The organism is Pseudomonas sp. F01002 (assembly GCF_004402115.1).
GTDB lineage: Bacteria > Pseudomonadota > Gammaproteobacteria > Pseudomonadales > Pseudomonadaceae > Aquipseudomonas > Aquipseudomonas frigoris.
Genome location: NZ_SOPU01000003.1, coordinates 458,582 through 474,978 on the forward strand (window position 1 = coordinate 458,582; position 16,397 = coordinate 474,978).

Sequence of the window (16,397 nt, forward strand, 5' to 3'; positions counted from 1 at the left end):
TTTTGTGCGCTTCTTTGCAGTACTCTTGGCCCCGGCAGTTACCCCGGCAGAGGGAACGCCCATTCGCTTGCCCTGCGTGTAAACCATCGATCACCGGTCCTTCGCGACCTTCTGTGAGGTTTATCATGCGCATCACTTCCGTGCTCATCTGCCAGGCCGCCGACCAACTCAAAGGCTTCGTCGGCCTCAATCGAAAGACCGGCCACTACATCGTTCGTTTCAGCGAAGACGCCTTCGGCATGGACGTGGCGGATGACGGCATTATTCCCACCAGTGAATTCGTCTGGGCCCCAGATTCCGGGCAGGCCATGACGCTCAAGCGTGAGTTGATTCAGTTGTTGCTGGATCAGAACATCGATGACCGGATCAACATCACCGAGCCGTTGCGGGTGTACATGAATCGGCGGGACGTGCCGCAGATTTCGGCGGTTCGCAGTCTGGTGCAGAGCTGAGTTTTGCGGTGTTTGTGCTGGCCTCTTCGCGAGCAAGCCCGCTCCCACATGGGTTATGTGTCGATCACAAGACCAATGTGGGAGCAACTGTCATGGTTGTTTTTATTTTGGAGCTTTTTCAAAAGACAACCGGGTTCCCACAGTTTCAACCCGTGTGATTCCCTACAACCGCAGCCTGTTTAGGCTGCGCGTTCTTTCCATTCAGCTTTGTCTCGGATCATGGCGGCCTGCTCGTAGCCGTGATCACCGTCGGTGCGCAGGGAGGTAAAAATCACCGCGTAGTAAGGCGCTGGCAGAGTCTTGGCGATCATGACTTCTGCCTCTTGCAGGCTGCGATCAACGCACGGACCAGCGGCGGCAGATTGCCTTTGAGCGCGGCGCGTTCAGGTTGGAACAGCGTCGCGACGAAGAACGGATGACCTTTGAGTTCCACCGCCCGCAAGTCGCCGGTTGAATCGTGTCCAACGGCGTACAGCTGTTGGGTCAACAACTCACGTTCGAACGCTGGATTAACGCCGTAGCGGCAGCGATATCCTTCGACAATCTCGGCGTTTTCGTACGCCTGGGCGATCAACGAGCCTTCAACCAGATGAATGCTGTCAACGGCCTCCACTAGCGAACAGGTCAGTGGCGTGAGCAGCGCTCGCGTTGCATCGGGCGATGTCTCGCCATGTTCGGCATCTTCCCAACCCAGGACATTTCGGGCGTATTCGAGTACTGCGTGTTGAAAACCGCCACAGGTGCCAAGGAACGGCCGCTGCTGTTCACGGGCAAAACGAATCGCCCGCAACGCACCGTCCCTATCGCGGTAAGGGCTGGCAGGCACGCACCAGAAACCGTCGAAATCAGCCAATGGCGCATCGGCGCTGATGCGGTCGGTGGCCAACCATTGGAACTGCACGTCTGTGCCCGCCTGTTCGGCGGCCATGCCGAGGGCGATGGGGATGGCCTGGTGAGCGGTGACTTGCGGGTCGTAATCGCCGATCAAGGCGATGCGGATTGGGCGGGTTTCCATGAGTGCGCTCCACGCTTGTTGATTCCTGGCACCCACTATAGATTGGCGTTCACGCACTCAATATTGGCGTTATCCCAATTGATCAATGCACCGATGCACTATCGACTGGATTACCCCGACCTGTCCCTGATCCTCGCGCTGGTGCGCGGCGGCTCTCTGGCCCGGGCGTCGACGCTGTTGAAGGTCGACGTTTCGACCGTATTTCGCGCTGTGCGCCGACTGGAAGCCGCGCTGGGCCAGCAACTGTTCGAAAAAAGCCGCGCCGGCTACTTGCCGACCACCTTGGCGCAGACCCTGGCCGAGCAGGCTGAACGGGCCGAACAGGCGCTGGAGGCGGCGCGCATTGGCGTGGAGCAGGGCGGTGAAGTCATCAGCGGCACGGTGCGCCTGACCTGCACCGATTCGGTCTTGCAAGGCTTGCTGCTGCCGGCGTTGGCGAAGTTCATGCCCGGTTACCCGGCGCTGACCATCGAGTTGAGTACCTCCAACGACTTCGCCAACCTCAGCCGCCGGGATGCGGATATCGCCTTGCGCCTGACTCGCACACCGCCCGAACACCTGGTGGGCCGGCGATTGGCGGAGGTTTCCTATCGAGTCTGTGCCAGCGAGGCGTATCTGAAATCGGTCGATTCCGAAGTCTTGGCTTCGCTGACCTGGATCGCCCCGGACGATTTCCTGCCCGATCACCCCACCGTTGTGTGGCGCCGTCAGCAGTTGCCCGGCGTCACACCGGGTTATCGCTGCAACAGTATGTTGTCGGTGACTGAGCTGGTACGAGCCGGACTCGGTGTCGCGGCCTTGCCGGACTTCCTCATCGGTGACGGGTTGCAGCCGTTGAGCGAGTCACTACACGGTTACGACACGGCGCTCTGGTTGCTGACCCGCCCGGACTGCCGCGCCTTGCGCTCGGTGGTGACGTTGTTCGATGAGTTGGGGCGGGCGCTTCGATTGCCTTGACCGAGCGCTAAACCTTCGGCTGATCCTTGCGCACGAAATGCTGATGCATTTCCGAGGTCAGGCTTTCGATGCGTTCGGTGAGGGCCTTGGTCATTTCGGTAAGCCGGGTGTTTTGCTCGAGCAGTTCCAGCAGTTGCGCGGTGTTCTGCGCCGCTTGTGCCTGACGCTCACTGTTGGCCACGGCGAGGGATTCGCGGTGTAGCGCATCGGCTTCAGACTGGGCTTTGTCGCGTGCTGCCTGGCGGGTCTGTGCCAGCAGGATCAGCGGCGCGGCATAAGCCGCTTGCAGGCTGAATGCGAGGTTGAGCAGGATGAACGGGTAGAGGTCGAAGTGGGCCACGCCGAACAGATTGAGGCAAATCCATACCACCACGATCAGCGTCTGCGCTCCGAGAAAGGTCGGCGTGCCGAAGAACCGCGCGAAGGCCTCGGCGCGCAGGGCAAACTTGTCGTTGCCGAACGTGGGCGCCAGATGTGCGTGGGGGCGATGAAAGCGCAGGTGGTCGATGGGGAGGGCGGGTTGAGTGTCGGAAGTCGTGGTGGTCATGGTGCTCTCTGCATGGCGCTGGGACTGAGGCTCACTATAGCCCCAGCGCCAGTTTCATTCTGAAACACATTGCGGTGTTTTATTCAGAGCGACCTGTAATCGGTAAATCGGCAGACCTTGTCATTTATTGCAACTCGATTCAGAGCTGATAGCAGGCCAAAAACATGTCCAACGCCGACTCCACCACCGTGGTCTGCATTTCGGCTGACAGGCCGGGCAGGCCCATGGAAATCTGCGGCCAGAACGCAAAGGATTTGAGCATTCCCTGAATCTGTTGAGCGGCGAATTCGGGGGCCACCGGCTTCAAACGGCCATCAGTCTGAGCAGCGCGGATCCACACCGTCAGGCCCTCTTCGCGCTCACCCATTCGGGCGACCATATTCTGGGCGCGCTCGGGGGAATGGATGGTGGCGGCGATGGCCACTCGCGCCAGGTCGAGAAAATTGTCATCGCCCAGCATCTGCAATTTCGCCATCAGCATCCGGCGCATCTGGTCGCGCAGCGGCAGGTCAGGGTGGTAGGGCGTTTCCTGTTCTGACGTCACCCGCGCCCATAATTGATTGAGGATTTCGGCGAACAACTCTTCCTTGCTGGGGAAGTGGTTGTACACCGTGCGCTTCGACACGCCGGCGGTGGCGGCGATCTTGTCCATGCTGGTGATATCGAAACCGTTGGCACGGAATTCGGCAATCGCCGCCTGAATGATGGCTTCGCGTTTTCGGTCAGTGAGGCGCTGTGGAGCTGTCATAAGTACGCTTCGGCAGGAAGAAGTGAGAATTACACTCGGCAGTTTACTTGTGATCGGCTTTGATGCAACCTAGAAACTACACTGTGCAGTGTAATGATTTGTTAATCCTGTGCAGTGAAGAATAGAATCTCCGGCTGATGCGTGCGTGCCTTGGCCATTTATCGTCCCAAGCGGAAATCGCGAATTGTGCGGTTTTTCTGGAGTCATTCAGTCATGGCCACATCAACTTCCCCATCGGATAACGTCTCTACGCCTGAAGCTTCCCGTCAGGTAGAAGGGCTCTTTCGAAATCATGCGCTGGTAAAGCGCGAAGGTTTTCGCAAAACCCTGCGCATCATGTGGAACATGATCTTCCACAAACCGCACGACACCCGCCCGACGGCGCCTGTCCCGGTGCAAACCCTGACTCAGGCAGCGTTGATCGCTGCTCCCAACCACAGCGTTTACCGACTCGGTCATTCCACCGTACTGCTGAAACTGCAGGACAAATTCTGGATCACCGACCCGGTCTTCGCCGAGCGCGCCTCACCGGTGCAATGGGCCGGCCCGAAGCGCTTCCACCAGCCGCCGATCAGCCTCGAAGAGTTGCCGCCGATCGAAGCGGTGATCCTGTCCCACGATCACTACGACCACCTCGATTATCAAGCGGTGCTCAAACTGGCGGACAAGGCCCAGTACTTTCTGACGCCGCTGGGCGTGGGCGACACCCTGATCAAGTGGGGCATCGATGCCAGCAAAGTCCGACAACTGGACTGGTGGCAGGGCACCAAGGTCGACGGCATCCGGTTCATCGCCACGCCTTCGCAGCACTTTTCCGGGCGCGGTCTGTTCGATGGCAACAGCACGCTGTGGGCCTCGTGGGTGATGATCGACGGCGACACGCGAATCTTCTTCAGCGGCGACAGCGGTTATTTCGATGGTTTCAAACGCATCGGTGAGCAATACGGCCCGTTCGACCTGACGCTCATGGAAACCGGTGCCTACAACGTCGAGTGGCCACATGTGCACATGCAACCGGAGCAAACCCTGCAAGCACACATCGACCTCAAAGGCCGCTGGTTACTGCCGATTCACAACGGCACCTTCGACCTGTCGATGCACGCCTGGTACGAACCCTTCGACCGCATTCTGGCGTTGGCCTGGGAGCGGAATGTTTCGATCACCACGCCGCAGATGGGTCAGGCGTTCAATGTGATGTATCCGCAGCGGGGTAGCACTTGGTGGTCGGAGATGGAAAACATTGGCGATCAGGTGGAGCCTCAGAACGCATAGCGTGTAAAACCGGGCTGAGCGTCTTAAGCGAAAACCACCTCAATACGGCCCTCTTTTCGTGATCGGGGGGCTGTCTTGATCACGATCTGCACGTCACGTCCGAGCAGGGAAAGGCATTCCATCATCTTGGCTTCACTGATGCCGCGAAACTTTCCGCGCAACATCTCAGAAAGCTTGGGTTGAGAGAGGCCCAAGATTTCTGACGCTTGAACTTGGGTCAAATGGCGAGCCTTGATGATCTCGCCAATTTTGGCCGCCAGTTGCGATTTGACTCGCATTTCATTGGCGTTGGGCGTCCCGAGGTCTTCATAGACGTTCCCGCTGCTCTCTTCGATTTCAATCATTTCCTGATCCTTTTGCGTGATCCTGCGCCGCTTGAAGTCTCTTTCTGATCAAATCGATGTCGCACTGCGTGGTTGTGATGCCCGTAGTCGACTTCTTCTGAAAGCAGTGCAGAACATAAATGGCATTACCAAAACGAACGGTATAAACGGCGCGATAGGTGTTCGTATTGAAGTCATCCACCATCTCAAGCACACCTGCACCTCCAAAACCCTTTAGAGGCTTCGCGTCGGGATGTTTTGCACCGCTTTGTGCCAGATCTAGTGCATGACCAAAAACATCTTGTACATCTGCGGGCATTTGCTTGAGGTCTTTCTTACTGCTGCTAACCCACAGGAGTGACTTCCTTGTACTCATGCGAAAATATACCTATATGGGAATAATCGTCAATCGATGATTTCTCACTCAACCATCGCATAATCCGCCCGCCCCACCGGATCAGGCGTAGACCCTCTCACATTCATCCCTCTCCCCGGCACAAATCCCGGGAAGAACACCAACCCCTCCGATTCAAACCGATATGCCAGTGCCAGCCGCGTAACATCCAGCACATTGCGTTCATCCTCAAATCGCTGAATAGCGTCAACCGAAACCCCGGATTCCCGAGACAACTCCTCCACACTCCAGCCCAGCATCGCTCGGGCCTGAGTGCAATGTGCGGGGGTGAATTGGAAAAGGGCGATACGTTCCAGGGTGATTTTCATCGCAAGAGAGGACATGGTGTTCTCCGGGCTCAAGAGTGCTGGTTCAAAATATACTGTGTTTTTGTACAGTTGTTTTAAGCCCGAATCAAACTCATTTTTTGATCGGTTCTATTTTTCCTCTCAGGCAGGAGCGTTGGACCGACTACGCTATTTTTAGGCGGCTCCTGAAAGCTCAATGGGTTTTCAACACCCGTCAGCGGCAATGTTTGAACGTCAGCTTTCTGATTTTCAATACAAGGAAAGGTGGCGTTTCAGAGGCTGTGCGCCACAGCGTTATGCAGGGAAGGGAATCATGAAAAGACTACGTCTGCTATGTACCCTGATCGGTTTTACAAGTCTGTCCGTCCTGGCCGATATGGCATCGTCAAACAAAGATGCCTTTGTGACCAACCTGATGAATCAGATGACCCTGGAAGAAAAAGTCGGCCAACTGCGGCTGATCGCTATTGATGAAAAGATGACTCCCGAAAGGATGTGCCAAGAAATCACTGCCGGGCGCATTGGGGGTACGTACGGCTCTGTGAGCCGTTACGTAAACCGACCCATGCAGGACGCGGCTCAACAAAGCCGCCTGAAAATACCGATGTTTTTCGGCTGGGACGTGATACACGGCCATCGAACCATTTTTCCCATTGGCCTGGCGTTGGCCTCCAGCTGGGATATGGACGCTATCGAGTTGAGCGGTCGAACGGCGGCGAAAGAAGCCAGTGCGGACGGTATCGATTTGACCTTTGCACCGATGATAGATATCGCCCGTGATCCTCGCTGGGGGCGTACATCCGAAGGCTTCGGTGAAGACACCTATCTGGTTTCGCGCATTGCCAAAGTGATGGTTCAGGCCTACCAGGGCAAAAGCCTGAATGCACCCGACAGCATCATGGCCAGCGCCAAACACTTCGCGTTGTATGGTGCTGTCGAGGGTGGACGCGACTACAACAGCGTCGACATGGGCCTGGCCAGGATGTACCAGGACTACCTGCCACCTTATCGTTCGGCGATTGAGGGTGGCGCGGGAGCGATGATGGCAGCGCTTAACTCGATAAATGGCGTGCCAGCAGCTGCCAATGCATGGTTGATGCAAGACCTGCTTCGCAAAGCATGGGGCTTCAAGGGGCTGGTCATCAGCGACCATAACGGGATAACCGATCTGGTTCAGCATGGCGTTGCGAAGAATCACCGCGAAGCGGCCAGGCTCGCAATCAGGGCCGGTATTGATATGAGCATGAACGACTCCTCTTATGGCCCGGAGCTACCCGGGCTGCTTGAGTCTGGCGCTGTTTCCCAGAGCAATATCGATAACGCCGTGCGGGAAGTCCTGGGGGCCAAGTACGACATGGGGCTGTTCGAAGACCCTTACCGGCGCATCGGCGTTGCCGGTGAAGACCCCGCTGATAACAATGCCGAAAACCGTCTGCACAGAGCGCAGGCCCGTGAGGTGGCACGCAAGACATTGGTGCTGCTGAAGAATGAAAACGGGCTCTTGCCACTAAAGAAAGAGGGTGTGATCGCGCTCATAGGCCCGTTGGCAAAAAGTACCGTCGACATCATGGGCAGTTGGTCCGCAAGCGGCGTGCCCTCGCAATCGGTGACGATCTACGACGGGCTGAAAAGCGCGATGAACCAAGGTTCGCTGATCTATGCCCGAGGCGCCAATCTCACGGAAGATCCGGAGGTTGTTAAATATCTGGGAGTGGCCGAAATCGAGAACGACACTCGGCCGGCAGTAGAAATGATTGACGAAGCGGTCAAGGCTGCACAGCAAGCCGATGTTGTGATTGCAGTGGTGGGCGAGCCCCGCAGTATGTCTCATGAAGCGGCCAGTCGAACCAGCCTCGATCTGCCGGGGCGCCAGAGTGAATTGATCACCGCCCTGAAAGCCACCGGCAAGCCGCTGATACTGGTATTGATGAACGGCCGGCCACTTTCCATCGGCAAGGAGCAGAAACAGGCCGATGCGATTCTGGAAACCTGGTACAGCGGCTCCGAGGGAGGCAACGCCGTTGCCGATGTATTGTTTGGTGACTACAACCCGTCCGGCAAGTTACCCATCACCTTTCCACGCTCCGTGGGGCAGATCCCGATTTACTACAGCCACTTGAACACCGGCCGCCCCTACCTGCCGGGTGCGCCTCGCAACTACACATCTCAATATTTCGATCAATCCGATGGTCCGCTTTATCCCTTCGGCTATGGACTGAGCTATACCGACTTCAGCCTGACTGACATGGCCCTGTCTTCGACCACACTGAACAAAACCGACAAGCTCGTCGCCAGCGTCATCGTGAAGAATACCGGCCAGCGCGAAGGCGAAACGGTAGTTCAGCTGTATATCCGCGATGTCGTTGGCTCCCTCAGCCGTCCGGTCAAAGAACTGAAGAACTTTCAAAAAATCATGCTCAAGGCCGGAGAAGAGAAAGCGGTCCACTTCAGCATTGATGAGAACGACTTGAAGTTCTTCAACGCTCAGTTGGAATACGCCGCCGAGCCGGGCGAGTTCCGGGTGCAGATCGGTCTGGATTCTCAGGATGTGAAGGAGCAGAGTTTTGAGTTGCTTTAAGGTCGAGGCATTAGCGGCAGTGGCTAATGCCAGTCAGTTGAACCGTTATGCGATCTGTAGCAGCTGGCGAAGCCTGCGTTCGGCTGCGTAGCAGTCGTAAAACCAGAGATTGCGGTGCATCAGGCAGACCGCGTCAGTCGGATTCACGACTGCTTCGCCCGAGCGCGGACCGAGCCGAACGCAGGCTTCGCCAGCTGCTACAAAGTGTGCGTCGCGGCTGAAATTGCTTAACTGACTGGTATTAACGGCAGCGGCCTCTCTTTTTTGGGCTGACTACTTCGCCCCCTCCAACCAGACGGACGGTGCCTGCCCCAGTACGCGGCGGAACATTGTCGAGAACGCAGCGGGGCTGTCATAGCCAAAATCCAGGGCAATCCGCGTCACCGGTTCGCCGGCCACCAGCCGCGCCAGAGCCAGCACCACGCAAGCCCGCTGCCGCCATTGACTGAAACTCATACCGGTTTGTTGGCGGAACAGGCGATTGAAAGTACGCAGGCTGATGTGCAACTGATCGGCCCATTGCTGTAGCGACTGATGAGCGTCGGGCCGCTGCACAAAACCCTGGCACAACGCGAGTAGCCGCGCATCGACGGGCAGCGGAATGTGCAAGGGCAGGTGAGTGCTGCGCGCCAGTTCATGCAGCAGCAAGCCGATCAGCGTACCGTCGCGCCCGCGCTCGTCATACGCCAGCGGGATCTCCACCGCCTCCATCAGCAAATGCCGCATCAACGGCGAAACGCTGATCACCTGACAACGCTCCCCCAGATCCACCGCCCCCGGCTCGATATACAAACTGCGGGTACTCACCCCCATCATCAACACCTCATGCGCCACCCCCGACGGAATCCATACCGCCCGCTGCGGCGGTACTACCCAATTGCCGTCGTGCGTGCTGACCTGCATCACCCCGGTGGCGCCGTATAACAATTGCGCCCGCCGATGGGTATGACGAGGCAACACATGGCCGTGGGAATAATCCGTACCGATGGCCACCACCGGCCGTGGCGTGTGGTCCAGCAGATCAATCGAAACATTGCGCATCGAGCAGTCCCAGCGGTTGGCGTAAACGCGAACATTATTGGCTGACTTGCTGAGGCAGGCCAAGGCGCATCGTTCTATCGTCGACCGCTCTCAACAACGGACGACACCCATGTTCTATCTCCTGCTGGCACTCTTCGGCTGCATGACCGGCATCACCGCGGTGCTGTTCGGTTTCGGCGGCGGCTTCGTCGTCGTGCCATTGCTCTACCGCATGCTCATGACCAGCCACGGCACAGACGACCCCGTCGGCCAATCGGCGATGCACATTGCTGTGGCTACCTCGACCTGCGTGATGATCGTCAACGCAACGATCGCCACCGGAAAACACCGACGCGCCGGTAATCTCATTCGTCATTACCTGTGGCCGTTGGGCGGGTTTATCGGCGTGGGCGCGGTAGTCGGCGCCGTAGCGGCGATGTGGGTGAGTGGTGAGGTGATTCGCTATGCCTTCATCGCGTACCTGAGCGTGACCATCGCCGATTGCGTGTTGCGACGCGGCTTTCTTACAGCGTCCGACACCGCCATCCCACGGCGATTGGGAAGGACAGAAGTGTCTGGCGGCGGTGTAGGAATCGGCACCATCGCCACGTTTCTCGGCGTAGGCGGCAGCGTCATGACCGTGCCGTTGTTGCGGCGTTGTGGGTTGAGCATGTCCCAGGCGACGTCCATGGCCAATCCGCTGAGTTTGCCCGTGGCGTTGGCCGGGACGCTGACTTACATGGCGTTGGCTGGGTTTACCGAGCTTGATCTGGGGCCGTGGTTTATCGGTTATGTGGATGTGCTGGCGTTTGCAGTTTTGACGGTGGGGTCTATGGTGGGGATTCGGTTGGCTACGCCGTGGATTGGGCGGATACCGGACCGAATGCATGCGCGGGTATATGTTGGTTTGCTGGTTTTGGTGATGCTGAGTATGTGCGTCACGTAGGGTTGGAATCGGTAGGCTTATTCGCAACAATGCGCCTTCGCACTGTCCAAGATTTCACGCAGGAGAATGCCATGTCGATCCTCGAAAGTGACTGGAAGAAATTCAAGGAACTGCGCAAGATCGCGCTCGATCGGTTTTGCCAGGGCGTTCTTGCCGATGCAAAAGCCATTACCCTGCACGGTGCGCTGTCTGCTCACGCTCGATATGGAATGCTCTACGGCTTGATCCATGATCGGAATAAGGACATGGCCCGGGCCTTTGACCATCACAGCCAATCCCGCTCCAGTGCTCTCACCGCATTGAGGTTGTTTGTCATGCATGACTTGCTGACCGACGCAGAGTTATCAGTGCTCAGTGAAGATGCGCTGGACTACATCTCGGATGTCATTCGCCGGCCCTATGAGCTTGAATGGGTCGAAGAGATCGTGCGGCAGGACTGAAAACGGTTATCAACCAGCCTTTTATAAGAGAACGATGGATGTGGATCTTCAATTGCACCGAAGCGGCAAGTAACTTCTTCAGCCGCGTGCACAAGGGTAAAAAAATCAGCCCGGTGCACAAACCGCCATCGTCCGTCATTGAAGATGATGTGCCTGATGAGTCCGCCGAACAGTGGCTGGTTCACGCTGTCACTGTTCAACGCAAGCATGTGTTGTACGTCATTCACGTAAAAACTCGTTATTGCATGATTTTTGCGGACGCGAAAAAAGCGGACATCAAAGGTTTCGTTCAACGTTTTTCCGAGCGTTGGATAAATGGCGTGATTCAGCATGCGGGGCAACACGACATACTTCGTTGGTTCAACGACGAACTGATAGCGGAGCGATTCCAAGAGAGTTGTCGCGAGTACGTGTTTTACAAACGCGGACATCGCGGTGCGCAGAAACACATCAATGACATCGCCTGGGTGTTTGAGGGATGTGCTGCCGAACGAGGTTCTTTACCCCCTGACGAACTCTCGGCGGCCCGCTTCGATTCCGACATGAACAACTACCCGAGAGGCGGTAAAGAACACAAGGATTACTTCTACCCGGATGAGGAAATGATCGTTCACTGGTTAAGCCGTTACGGCGGCCTTGATGAGCTTGGCATTCAAGCAGCCCGTGAGCGGCACAAGGAAGTGAAACGGGAGATTCGGGAGGTCGTAAGGCAGCTTAATCTCGAAGCGCAATGAGCCGTCGCAATAACGCCGTGCCCCGGTCCTTTAACCTTTGAGCCCCGGCGCCTCACGAATGATGAAGTGATCCAGGTTCTCGATATGGGCGCTGAACACCCCGAACATCTGCTCGGGGTTTTTCTTGCTTGGCACCTGCTTCAACTCCGGCGTCACACCATAAAAGAAGCAAAACAACTCTTTTTCGCTCTCGATAGCGTGCTTGATCTCTTCCAGAAACGCTTTGCGTTTGCGGTAGTTGTCGATCAGTTTTTTGCTCAGGTAAACGTTGACCGAGTAAGGCTTCTTCTTCGCCTCGTCCGGTTGCTTGAACCAGACCTTCTGTTCGAAATCGATGCGAAAACTTGCGCTGTGGTAATCCTCGATTTTCTTGATCTTGCCCCAGTAAATCAGCCCTTTGTTGTCCAGCAGAAACTCGATTTTCTTGAAGAAAGAACTGTAGGGCGCCGTGTGCTCGCCAATCTTCAGCGGCATGCGCTTGAGCAACTCCTTGTCCTCGAAATTCGACACAAAACACTCCACCGGATGGGCGAAGACACTTGTCTTGTCCGGTGCCGACTCGCGGCTCGGGTGTTCGACATTACTGGCCGCTGAAGAGGATTTCGGATCGTCCCGCATCACATCAGCCGCCACCGCCGGGCTCGACGGCTTACGCACATACTCACGCCGCGTCAGCAACAACTCCGATGGGAAATGCTCCTCGCGACTGTCATCCGTTTCCGCACCGTCCGCGTCCACACCTGACGGCGGCGTCTTGAGGCTGACATAAGGACAATCCGCAACATGGCGGGTGCTGGGCGTGTTCTTGAAGTGCGGGGTGCGAACGTAATTCACGTTTTTGGCGTTGAACGTCGTCAACACATTCGCCGCATCGAAGGCCGTCCTGCATGCGTCATTGGGACATTGGAAGTGTTCCTTAACGGAATCAAACTCCATGGTCTCGTCGAAATTCAAATCGCGCACGTCATAGATCGACAGCTTGTCGTCTAGGCTGAGGCAGTAGGCGAGGTCGAATTTCATGGGTGGCTCGGGTCCTTGAGTGGGGAAGGGTATTAATAGCGGGAGGCGGGGCGGGTTGCACTCACTGTTTTCAACACAGCGCAAAATCTGCGGTAACACACCAAACCTGTGGGAGCGAGCTTGCTCGCGAAAAACTCAAGAACACCACGGGGCATCTGGTTGAACGCGTTGTCGGTCTTCTCGGACAGCTTGCTTTTTGACAAGCGGTCAGCTCGACACCTTGCCTATTGGAAATCTCCAGCTTAGGCTAGCTTAGCTAACCCTATGGAGGTGCCATATGAATGAACTGGTGCAAGTAAACATGCACGAAGCAAAATCTCAACTTTCCCAACTTGCTGAACGTGTATGGCATGGCGACAAGGTTGTGATTGCCAAGGCCGGCAAGCCTTATCTCGATCTGCTGCCTCATGTCGATACACCTCGGGCGCGCAAGCCTGGACGGTTAAAGGGGAAGATTCGGATGTCTGCCGATTTTGACAAGACCCCCGACGACATCATCGATGGATTTGAGGGCAGTCTATGAGGCGCTTGCTGTTGGATACCCATGCGTTTCTTTGGTGGCTGTCCGATGATCCTTCACTGGGAACAGACGCTCGACAAATGATCGGGGAGCCGCGTAATCAGGTCCTGGTGAGCGCCGCTTCGATCTGGGAGATATCGATCAAACAGGCCAAAGGAATGCTAGAAGCCCCAGAGGATCTTGAGGCGCTGGTTGAGGACGAGGGTTTTACCAAACTGCCGATTTCGCTGTTCCATGGACAGCAGGCAGGCAAGTTACCGGAGATTCATCGCGATCCGTTTGATCGGATGTTGATTGCCCAGGCTCAGGCGGAAGGGCTGGAGTTAGTCACCGCGGACGGGATTATTCCGCAGTACGGGGTGAGGGTAGTTTCGGCAAGGTCGTGAGGGGGGCGGGGCGCCGATGTTCCCAAACCAGCCGCAAATCCCTGTGGGCGCGAGCCTGTTCGCGATTCATAAGATCACCACATTCCCCAAGCCGACCACCAAGCTGAGGCGAGGTGGGTTGGCCCCGTTGGGCTTCGTAGCGGTCCCGGATCTGGCAAGCAGGAGCTGACGAGTCGCGTTTCGCACTAAGCGAAGAAAGCGAGTAAACAAAAACCGATCAGGAGGTCGGTCGGTTTTTTTGTGTTGGCTCTTTCAGTCCACTATCACTTCGATTGCCACTTGTCTCGATAGACGAACGCAACTTGGTAGTCATAGGAGAGCAACTGAATGGCATGGTGGAAATGAGGCTGAAGAGTGCTGACCCAGTCGGGAGATACGTTGAAACCGCCATTGTTCACATTGTTTTCAATGGGTATGCCCAGCGCTTCGATAACAGAGCCATCATCGCCAAAGTCTTTCGACAACTCCTCCCCTTCGCCCATCTCGGTTCGTTTGTCATACCATTCCAGCCTGATTTTCAGTCCCATAACGTCCTCATAGATATTTTTTGATGCTTCGATTTTTCTTCGGTGGGTCCAGCTGTTCGCCAGTCTCATAGTCGAAAGAACCTAAGTGGCTGCCATCACTTGAACGATAGGCTTCAAGTTCACCATGTAAAAAATCCCACTCGTAAATGGTTCTACCCTTCGCATCAGTCCAGCGATCCCGAAGTCCTCCCGCGTATGGGGTTTTCTTTTTTGTTCTTCTCAATCCAGGAAATGCAGTGATGTCTTCGGTTTCGGGGGCTGGGTGATAGGTGTGACCAGCTTCGGCTGTGCCTTTGCCCCTAGCACTCACCACAATATAAACCGGCCTTACCCCCGATCCCGCCGGGAACACCAGAATGAAATCCTTGTACTCCGGCGGATACACCGGGTTCACGATGATGCTGTCAGCCGCTTTCGTCGGCGGGTAAACCCAGATATGCGGTGCTTGCGGTGCAGCTTGCAGCGCCGGAATGCCCAGGATGTCGGAACCATCTACAGCCGGTGTCCAGATCAGTTCAATGCCGTCACCCAGGTCAGCCACCTGCTGGCTGCCACGCAATGTGAACTGCACGACGTCAACCATTTCCCAATCGCGATTTTTGCCGGTGTAGAAACCGTATCCCTTGAGGCTGCCGTCAATCTGTTGCTCGACCCGAAGGCGAACGCGGGTGCGGGCCTGTTTGAGCGCACGGAGTTGGTCTTCGGTGTAAAGCGAGCTGTCGCCCAGACTCGATTGTGTGACCAGCGCAACAAGGCCAATCAACGTTGCTGTTACGGCGCTCGCCGCGGCCACGGGAGCAGCGGCGAATGCCGAGCCGGCCAAGGCGAGGGAACCCAGACCGATGGGAATCGCTGTGCCACTGATCTTCTTCAGTGGCACAACGCCTGATTCATCCGCTTCGCGAGCACCCAGCAGAATCAGGTCACCGTAGTCTTTCAGGCTATCGGTCGGCACCATCCCTGAGGGATTCGAGTAATCGATGATGGCGTCCGGCAGCTTGCAGGACTTGGCGAAGACACATCCGGCTTGAGTGGGCCTTTGCCTTTCCGCTATGACCTGACGGCTGCGTTCGAAGGCGTCTTGCCTGGCCAGCATGGCCTCGTAGGCTTTTTGTCTGGCGTCCCGCTCGGCCAATTCGGTGGCAGTCATGTAGCGGTAGGTGACGTGATGCCCATCCCCGGAGGGTGGATTCTTAATCCGCGGAATGTCCTTGTTGCCAGCCACTGATCATCCTTTCGTTCATCCATCGGCAGCCCCGGAAAAGGGGCTGCGCGACGTTAACGAACGTGTCTAATCGTGGCTGTAGGACGAGTCCTTGATGACGATAAGCGTTTTCTCTTTTTATCGGGACGGCAGCGCAATCCTTACGACTCGCCGCCTTCGTGCACATGTGCCGATGAAGTTTTCCAGGCCCGATCACTCAAACTTCAACCGCTCCACTTTCTGAAACAGTGAAGCTGTGAACTCATCCCGGTCGCTCGAATGGTGACAACGTCGATGACAGTTCGGACACAGCGCCACGGCATTGCTCGGGCGATCCGAACCTTCCTGCGCCAAATGCTTAACGTGATGAACCTCAAGAAACGGTCTGCCGTCCTTTTCAAACGGAGCAGGCTGGCCACAACCTTCGCAGACACCCTTTGCCTCTTTCCGCACCCAAGCTCTCACCTCAGGATCGCGTACATAAGCGTTGCCAGAGGTGGGCAACTGCTGTGGTTTCAAAATTCCTTTCGGCTCACCCTTGAGCGATTGCTTCTCAAGCTTGGCGGCACGTCGTTCTAGCGTTGCTTCGTCAGCGGTCGGTGCAAAGTCTTCAGGAGTCAAAGTGCTTGGAGCATTCAGCGCGTCGCGAATGCTGCTAGCTACATTCGCGCCGACATTCTTGGCAGGTTTGTACCCCTGAATGCGATCACGCTTCAGCTCTTCCAGCACGGTAGAAATGTTCTGCATCCGAAACTCAACTGAGCCTTTGGTACGACCGGCGAGGGCACCTTCGCGCAAGACGCGATTTTCATGAGCCTTATTGACATTCTGACCGCTCAGCTCGCGGGACAACATGCTGAGATAGGCATCGACTGCAGCCTGAATCTCCACGTCACTCCAATCGCTGTTGCTCTTTTCCGTGTCCATACAATCGCCGAGGGTTGAAAACCCTCGGACGATACTGAGTGGCCATTACGACTGTCTACGAAAATTCCTACAGAAAAGA

At 56.3% G+C, this 16,397-nt stretch carries 20 protein-coding genes and 1 pseudogene; 9 read left to right on the forward strand and 12 right to left on the reverse strand.

All coding sequences use genetic code 11. The features are described from left to right. The first annotated feature begins 125 nt into the window (after window positions 1-125). Entirely contained in the window at window positions 126-452 is a 327-nt protein-coding gene (locus E3W21_RS02705; protein WP_134417804.1) for a DUF2025 family protein, read from the forward strand. A gap of 221 nt (window positions 453-673) precedes the next feature. On the opposite strand, the pseudogene E3W21_RS02710 reads toward E3W21_RS02705, so the two are convergent. Further along, a pseudogene (locus E3W21_RS02710) lies at window positions 674-763 on the reverse strand (antibiotic biosynthesis monooxygenase); the annotation flags it as partial. Continuing rightward, on the reverse strand, window positions 760-1,467 hold the full coding sequence (locus E3W21_RS02715) for a CTP synthase (protein WP_134417811.1): 708 nt from the start codon (window positions 1,465-1,467) through the stop codon (window positions 760-762). The gene E3W21_RS02715 and the pseudogene E3W21_RS02710, both read right to left, overlap by 4 nt. Before the next feature lie 15 nt (window positions 1,468-1,482). On the opposite strand from E3W21_RS02715, the gene E3W21_RS02720 reads away from it, so the two are divergent. Continuing rightward, complete coding sequence (locus tag E3W21_RS02720) at window positions 1,483-2,424, forward strand: LysR family transcriptional regulator (RefSeq protein ID WP_134417817.1); 942 nt, start codon at window positions 1,483-1,485, stop codon at window positions 2,422-2,424. A 7-nt stretch (window positions 2,425-2,431) separates the two neighbouring features. Here the strand turns inward: E3W21_RS02720 and E3W21_RS02725 are convergent, their stop codons facing one another. Both E3W21_RS02725 and E3W21_RS02730 read right to left on the reverse strand, forming a co-directional pair. Continuing rightward, complete coding sequence (locus E3W21_RS02725) at window positions 2,432-2,971, reverse strand: DUF1003 domain-containing protein (protein WP_129437686.1); 540 nt, start codon at window positions 2,969-2,971, stop codon at window positions 2,432-2,434. Between the two features lie 139 nt (window positions 2,972-3,110). After that, window positions 3,111-3,719 carry a TetR/AcrR family transcriptional regulator gene (locus tag E3W21_RS02730; RefSeq protein ID WP_129437684.1) on the reverse strand — a complete coding sequence of 203 codons (609 nt, stop codon included), beginning with the start codon at window positions 3,717-3,719 and terminating at the stop codon, window positions 3,111-3,113. Window positions 3,720-3,932: 213 nt separating this feature from the next. Here E3W21_RS02730 and E3W21_RS02735 point away from each other — a divergent pair, with 213 nt between their 5' ends. Next, window positions 3,933-4,991 carry an MBL fold metallo-hydrolase gene (locus E3W21_RS02735; RefSeq protein WP_134417824.1) on the forward strand — a complete coding sequence of 353 codons (1,059 nt, stop codon included), beginning with the start codon at window positions 3,933-3,935 and terminating at the stop codon, window positions 4,989-4,991. A gap of 23 nt (window positions 4,992-5,014) precedes the next feature. Here E3W21_RS02735 and E3W21_RS02740 read toward each other — a convergent pair whose 3' ends face one another. Genes E3W21_RS02740 through E3W21_RS02750 form a run of 3 tightly spaced genes read right to left on the reverse strand, consistent with a single transcriptional unit; the run spans window position 5,015 to window position 6,052 of the window. Beyond that, the gene (locus E3W21_RS02740; protein ID WP_129437680.1) at window positions 5,015-5,335 is read right to left on the reverse strand and encodes a helix-turn-helix domain-containing protein; all 321 of its coding nucleotides are present in this window, start codon (window positions 5,333-5,335) and stop codon (window positions 5,015-5,017) included. Beyond that, window positions 5,328-5,690, reverse strand: coding sequence for a type II toxin-antitoxin system RelE/ParE family toxin (locus tag E3W21_RS02745; RefSeq protein WP_129437678.1), 363 nt, complete (start codon window positions 5,688-5,690; stop codon window positions 5,328-5,330). The genes E3W21_RS02740 and E3W21_RS02745 overlap by 8 nt, the downstream gene beginning before the upstream one ends. 44 nt (window positions 5,691-5,734) lie before the next feature. Beyond that, window positions 5,735-6,052, reverse strand: coding sequence for a helix-turn-helix transcriptional regulator (locus E3W21_RS02750; RefSeq protein ID WP_134417831.1), 318 nt, complete (start codon window positions 6,050-6,052; stop codon window positions 5,735-5,737). Between the two features lie 277 nt (window positions 6,053-6,329). Between E3W21_RS02750 and bglX the strand changes: the two genes are divergently transcribed. Beyond that, complete coding sequence (gene bglX / locus E3W21_RS02755) at window positions 6,330-8,594, forward strand: beta-glucosidase BglX (protein ID WP_134418026.1); 2,265 nt, start codon at window positions 6,330-6,332, stop codon at window positions 8,592-8,594. Window positions 8,595-8,867: 273 nt separating this feature from the next. Here bglX and E3W21_RS02760 read toward each other — a convergent pair whose 3' ends face one another. Then, window positions 8,868-9,635: a helix-turn-helix domain-containing protein gene (locus E3W21_RS02760; protein WP_134417838.1), complete on the reverse strand. Its 768-nt coding sequence runs from the start codon at window positions 9,633-9,635 to the stop codon at window positions 8,868-8,870. Window positions 9,636-9,744: 109 nt separating this feature from the next. Here E3W21_RS02760 and E3W21_RS02765 point away from each other — a divergent pair, with 109 nt between their 5' ends. The 3 genes from E3W21_RS02765 to E3W21_RS02775 all read left to right on the forward strand — a co-directional run bounded on the left by E3W21_RS02765 (window position 9,745) and on the right by E3W21_RS02775 (window position 11,734). Then, complete coding sequence (locus tag E3W21_RS02765) at window positions 9,745-10,560, forward strand: sulfite exporter TauE/SafE family protein (RefSeq protein WP_134417845.1); 816 nt, start codon at window positions 9,745-9,747, stop codon at window positions 10,558-10,560. Window positions 10,561-10,631: 71 nt separating this feature from the next. Then, window positions 10,632-11,000 (forward strand): hypothetical protein, encoded by a 369-nt coding sequence (locus E3W21_RS02770; RefSeq protein ID WP_008145964.1) that lies wholly within the window; start codon window positions 10,632-10,634, stop codon window positions 10,998-11,000. Window positions 11,001-11,038: 38 nt separating this feature from the next. Beyond that, window positions 11,039-11,734, forward strand: coding sequence for a hypothetical protein (locus E3W21_RS02775; protein WP_134417852.1), 696 nt, complete (start codon window positions 11,039-11,041; stop codon window positions 11,732-11,734). A 30-nt stretch (window positions 11,735-11,764) separates the two neighbouring features. Here the strand turns inward: E3W21_RS02775 and E3W21_RS02780 are convergent, their stop codons facing one another. Next, window positions 11,765-12,754 carry a hypothetical protein gene (locus E3W21_RS02780; protein ID WP_134417859.1) on the reverse strand — a complete coding sequence of 330 codons (990 nt, stop codon included), beginning with the start codon at window positions 12,752-12,754 and terminating at the stop codon, window positions 11,765-11,767. 277 nt (window positions 12,755-13,031) lie between these two features. Between E3W21_RS02780 and E3W21_RS02785 the strand changes: the two genes are divergently transcribed. Together E3W21_RS02785 and E3W21_RS02790 are read left to right on the forward strand one after the other, a co-directional pair. Beyond that, on the forward strand, window positions 13,032-13,277 hold the full coding sequence (locus E3W21_RS02785) for a type II toxin-antitoxin system Phd/YefM family antitoxin (protein WP_134417866.1): 246 nt from the start codon (window positions 13,032-13,034) through the stop codon (window positions 13,275-13,277). A gap of 11 nt (window positions 13,278-13,288) precedes the next feature. Next, complete coding sequence (locus E3W21_RS02790; RefSeq protein ID WP_256661478.1) at window positions 13,289-13,660, forward strand: type II toxin-antitoxin system VapC family toxin; 372 nt, start codon at window positions 13,289-13,291, stop codon at window positions 13,658-13,660. Window positions 13,661-13,923: 263 nt separating this feature from the next. Here E3W21_RS02790 and E3W21_RS02795 read toward each other — a convergent pair whose 3' ends face one another. From E3W21_RS02795 to E3W21_RS02805, 3 genes are all read right to left on the reverse strand, one after another. Continuing rightward, window positions 13,924-14,187 (reverse strand): colicin E3-like toxin immunity protein, encoded by a 264-nt coding sequence (locus E3W21_RS02795; protein ID WP_134417880.1) that lies wholly within the window; start codon window positions 14,185-14,187, stop codon window positions 13,924-13,926. 7 nt (window positions 14,188-14,194) lie between these two features. Next, window positions 14,195-15,412, reverse strand: coding sequence for an S-type pyocin domain-containing protein (locus E3W21_RS02800; RefSeq protein ID WP_134417887.1), 1,218 nt, complete (start codon window positions 15,410-15,412; stop codon window positions 14,195-14,197). A 192-nt stretch (window positions 15,413-15,604) separates the two neighbouring features. Next, entirely contained in the window at window positions 15,605-16,318 is a 714-nt protein-coding gene (locus E3W21_RS02805; RefSeq protein WP_134417894.1) for an HNH endonuclease signature motif containing protein, read from the reverse strand. Window positions 16,319-16,397 lie beyond the last annotated feature (79 nt).

Bases quoted from the DNA above. Each gene is read 5' to 3' on its own strand.
- E3W21_RS02705 (WP_134417804.1), top strand. From the start codon at position 126: ATGCGCATCACTTCCGTGCTCATCTGCCAGGCCGCCGACCAACTCAAA.
- E3W21_RS02715 (WP_134417811.1), bottom strand. From the start codon at position 1,467: ATGGAAACCCGCCCAATCCGCATCGCCTTGATCGGCGATTACGACCCG.
- E3W21_RS02725 (WP_129437686.1), bottom strand. From the start codon at position 2,971: ATGACCACCACGACTTCCGACACTCAACCCGCCCTCCCCATCGACCAC.
- E3W21_RS02730 (WP_129437684.1), bottom strand. From the start codon at position 3,719: ATGACAGCTCCACAGCGCCTCACTGACCGAAAACGCGAAGCCATCATT.
- E3W21_RS02735 (WP_134417824.1), top strand. From the start codon at position 3,933: ATGGCCACATCAACTTCCCCATCGGATAACGTCTCTACGCCTGAAGCT.
- E3W21_RS02740 (WP_129437680.1), bottom strand. From the start codon at position 5,335: ATGATTGAAATCGAAGAGAGCAGCGGGAACGTCTATGAAGACCTCGGG.
- E3W21_RS02745 (WP_129437678.1), bottom strand. From the start codon at position 5,690: ATGAGTACAAGGAAGTCACTCCTGTGGGTTAGCAGCAGTAAGAAAGAC.
- E3W21_RS02750 (WP_134417831.1), bottom strand. From the start codon at position 6,052: ATGTCCTCTCTTGCGATGAAAATCACCCTGGAACGTATCGCCCTTTTC.
- bglX (WP_134418026.1), top strand. From the start codon at position 6,330: ATGAAAAGACTACGTCTGCTATGTACCCTGATCGGTTTTACAAGTCTG.
- E3W21_RS02760 (WP_134417838.1), bottom strand. From the start codon at position 9,635: ATGCGCAATGTTTCGATTGATCTGCTGGACCACACGCCACGGCCGGTG.
- E3W21_RS02765 (WP_134417845.1), top strand. From the start codon at position 9,745: ATGTTCTATCTCCTGCTGGCACTCTTCGGCTGCATGACCGGCATCACC.
- E3W21_RS02770 (WP_008145964.1), top strand. From the start codon at position 10,632: ATGTCGATCCTCGAAAGTGACTGGAAGAAATTCAAGGAACTGCGCAAG.
- E3W21_RS02775 (WP_134417852.1), top strand. From the start codon at position 11,039: ATGTGGATCTTCAATTGCACCGAAGCGGCAAGTAACTTCTTCAGCCGC.
- E3W21_RS02780 (WP_134417859.1), bottom strand. From the start codon at position 12,754: ATGAAATTCGACCTCGCCTACTGCCTCAGCCTAGACGACAAGCTGTCG.
- E3W21_RS02785 (WP_134417866.1), top strand. From the start codon at position 13,032: ATGAATGAACTGGTGCAAGTAAACATGCACGAAGCAAAATCTCAACTT.
- E3W21_RS02795 (WP_134417880.1), bottom strand. From the start codon at position 14,187: ATGGGACTGAAAATCAGGCTGGAATGGTATGACAAACGAACCGAGATG.
- E3W21_RS02805 (WP_134417894.1), bottom strand. From the start codon at position 16,318: ATGGACACGGAAAAGAGCAACAGCGATTGGAGTGACGTGGAGATTCAG.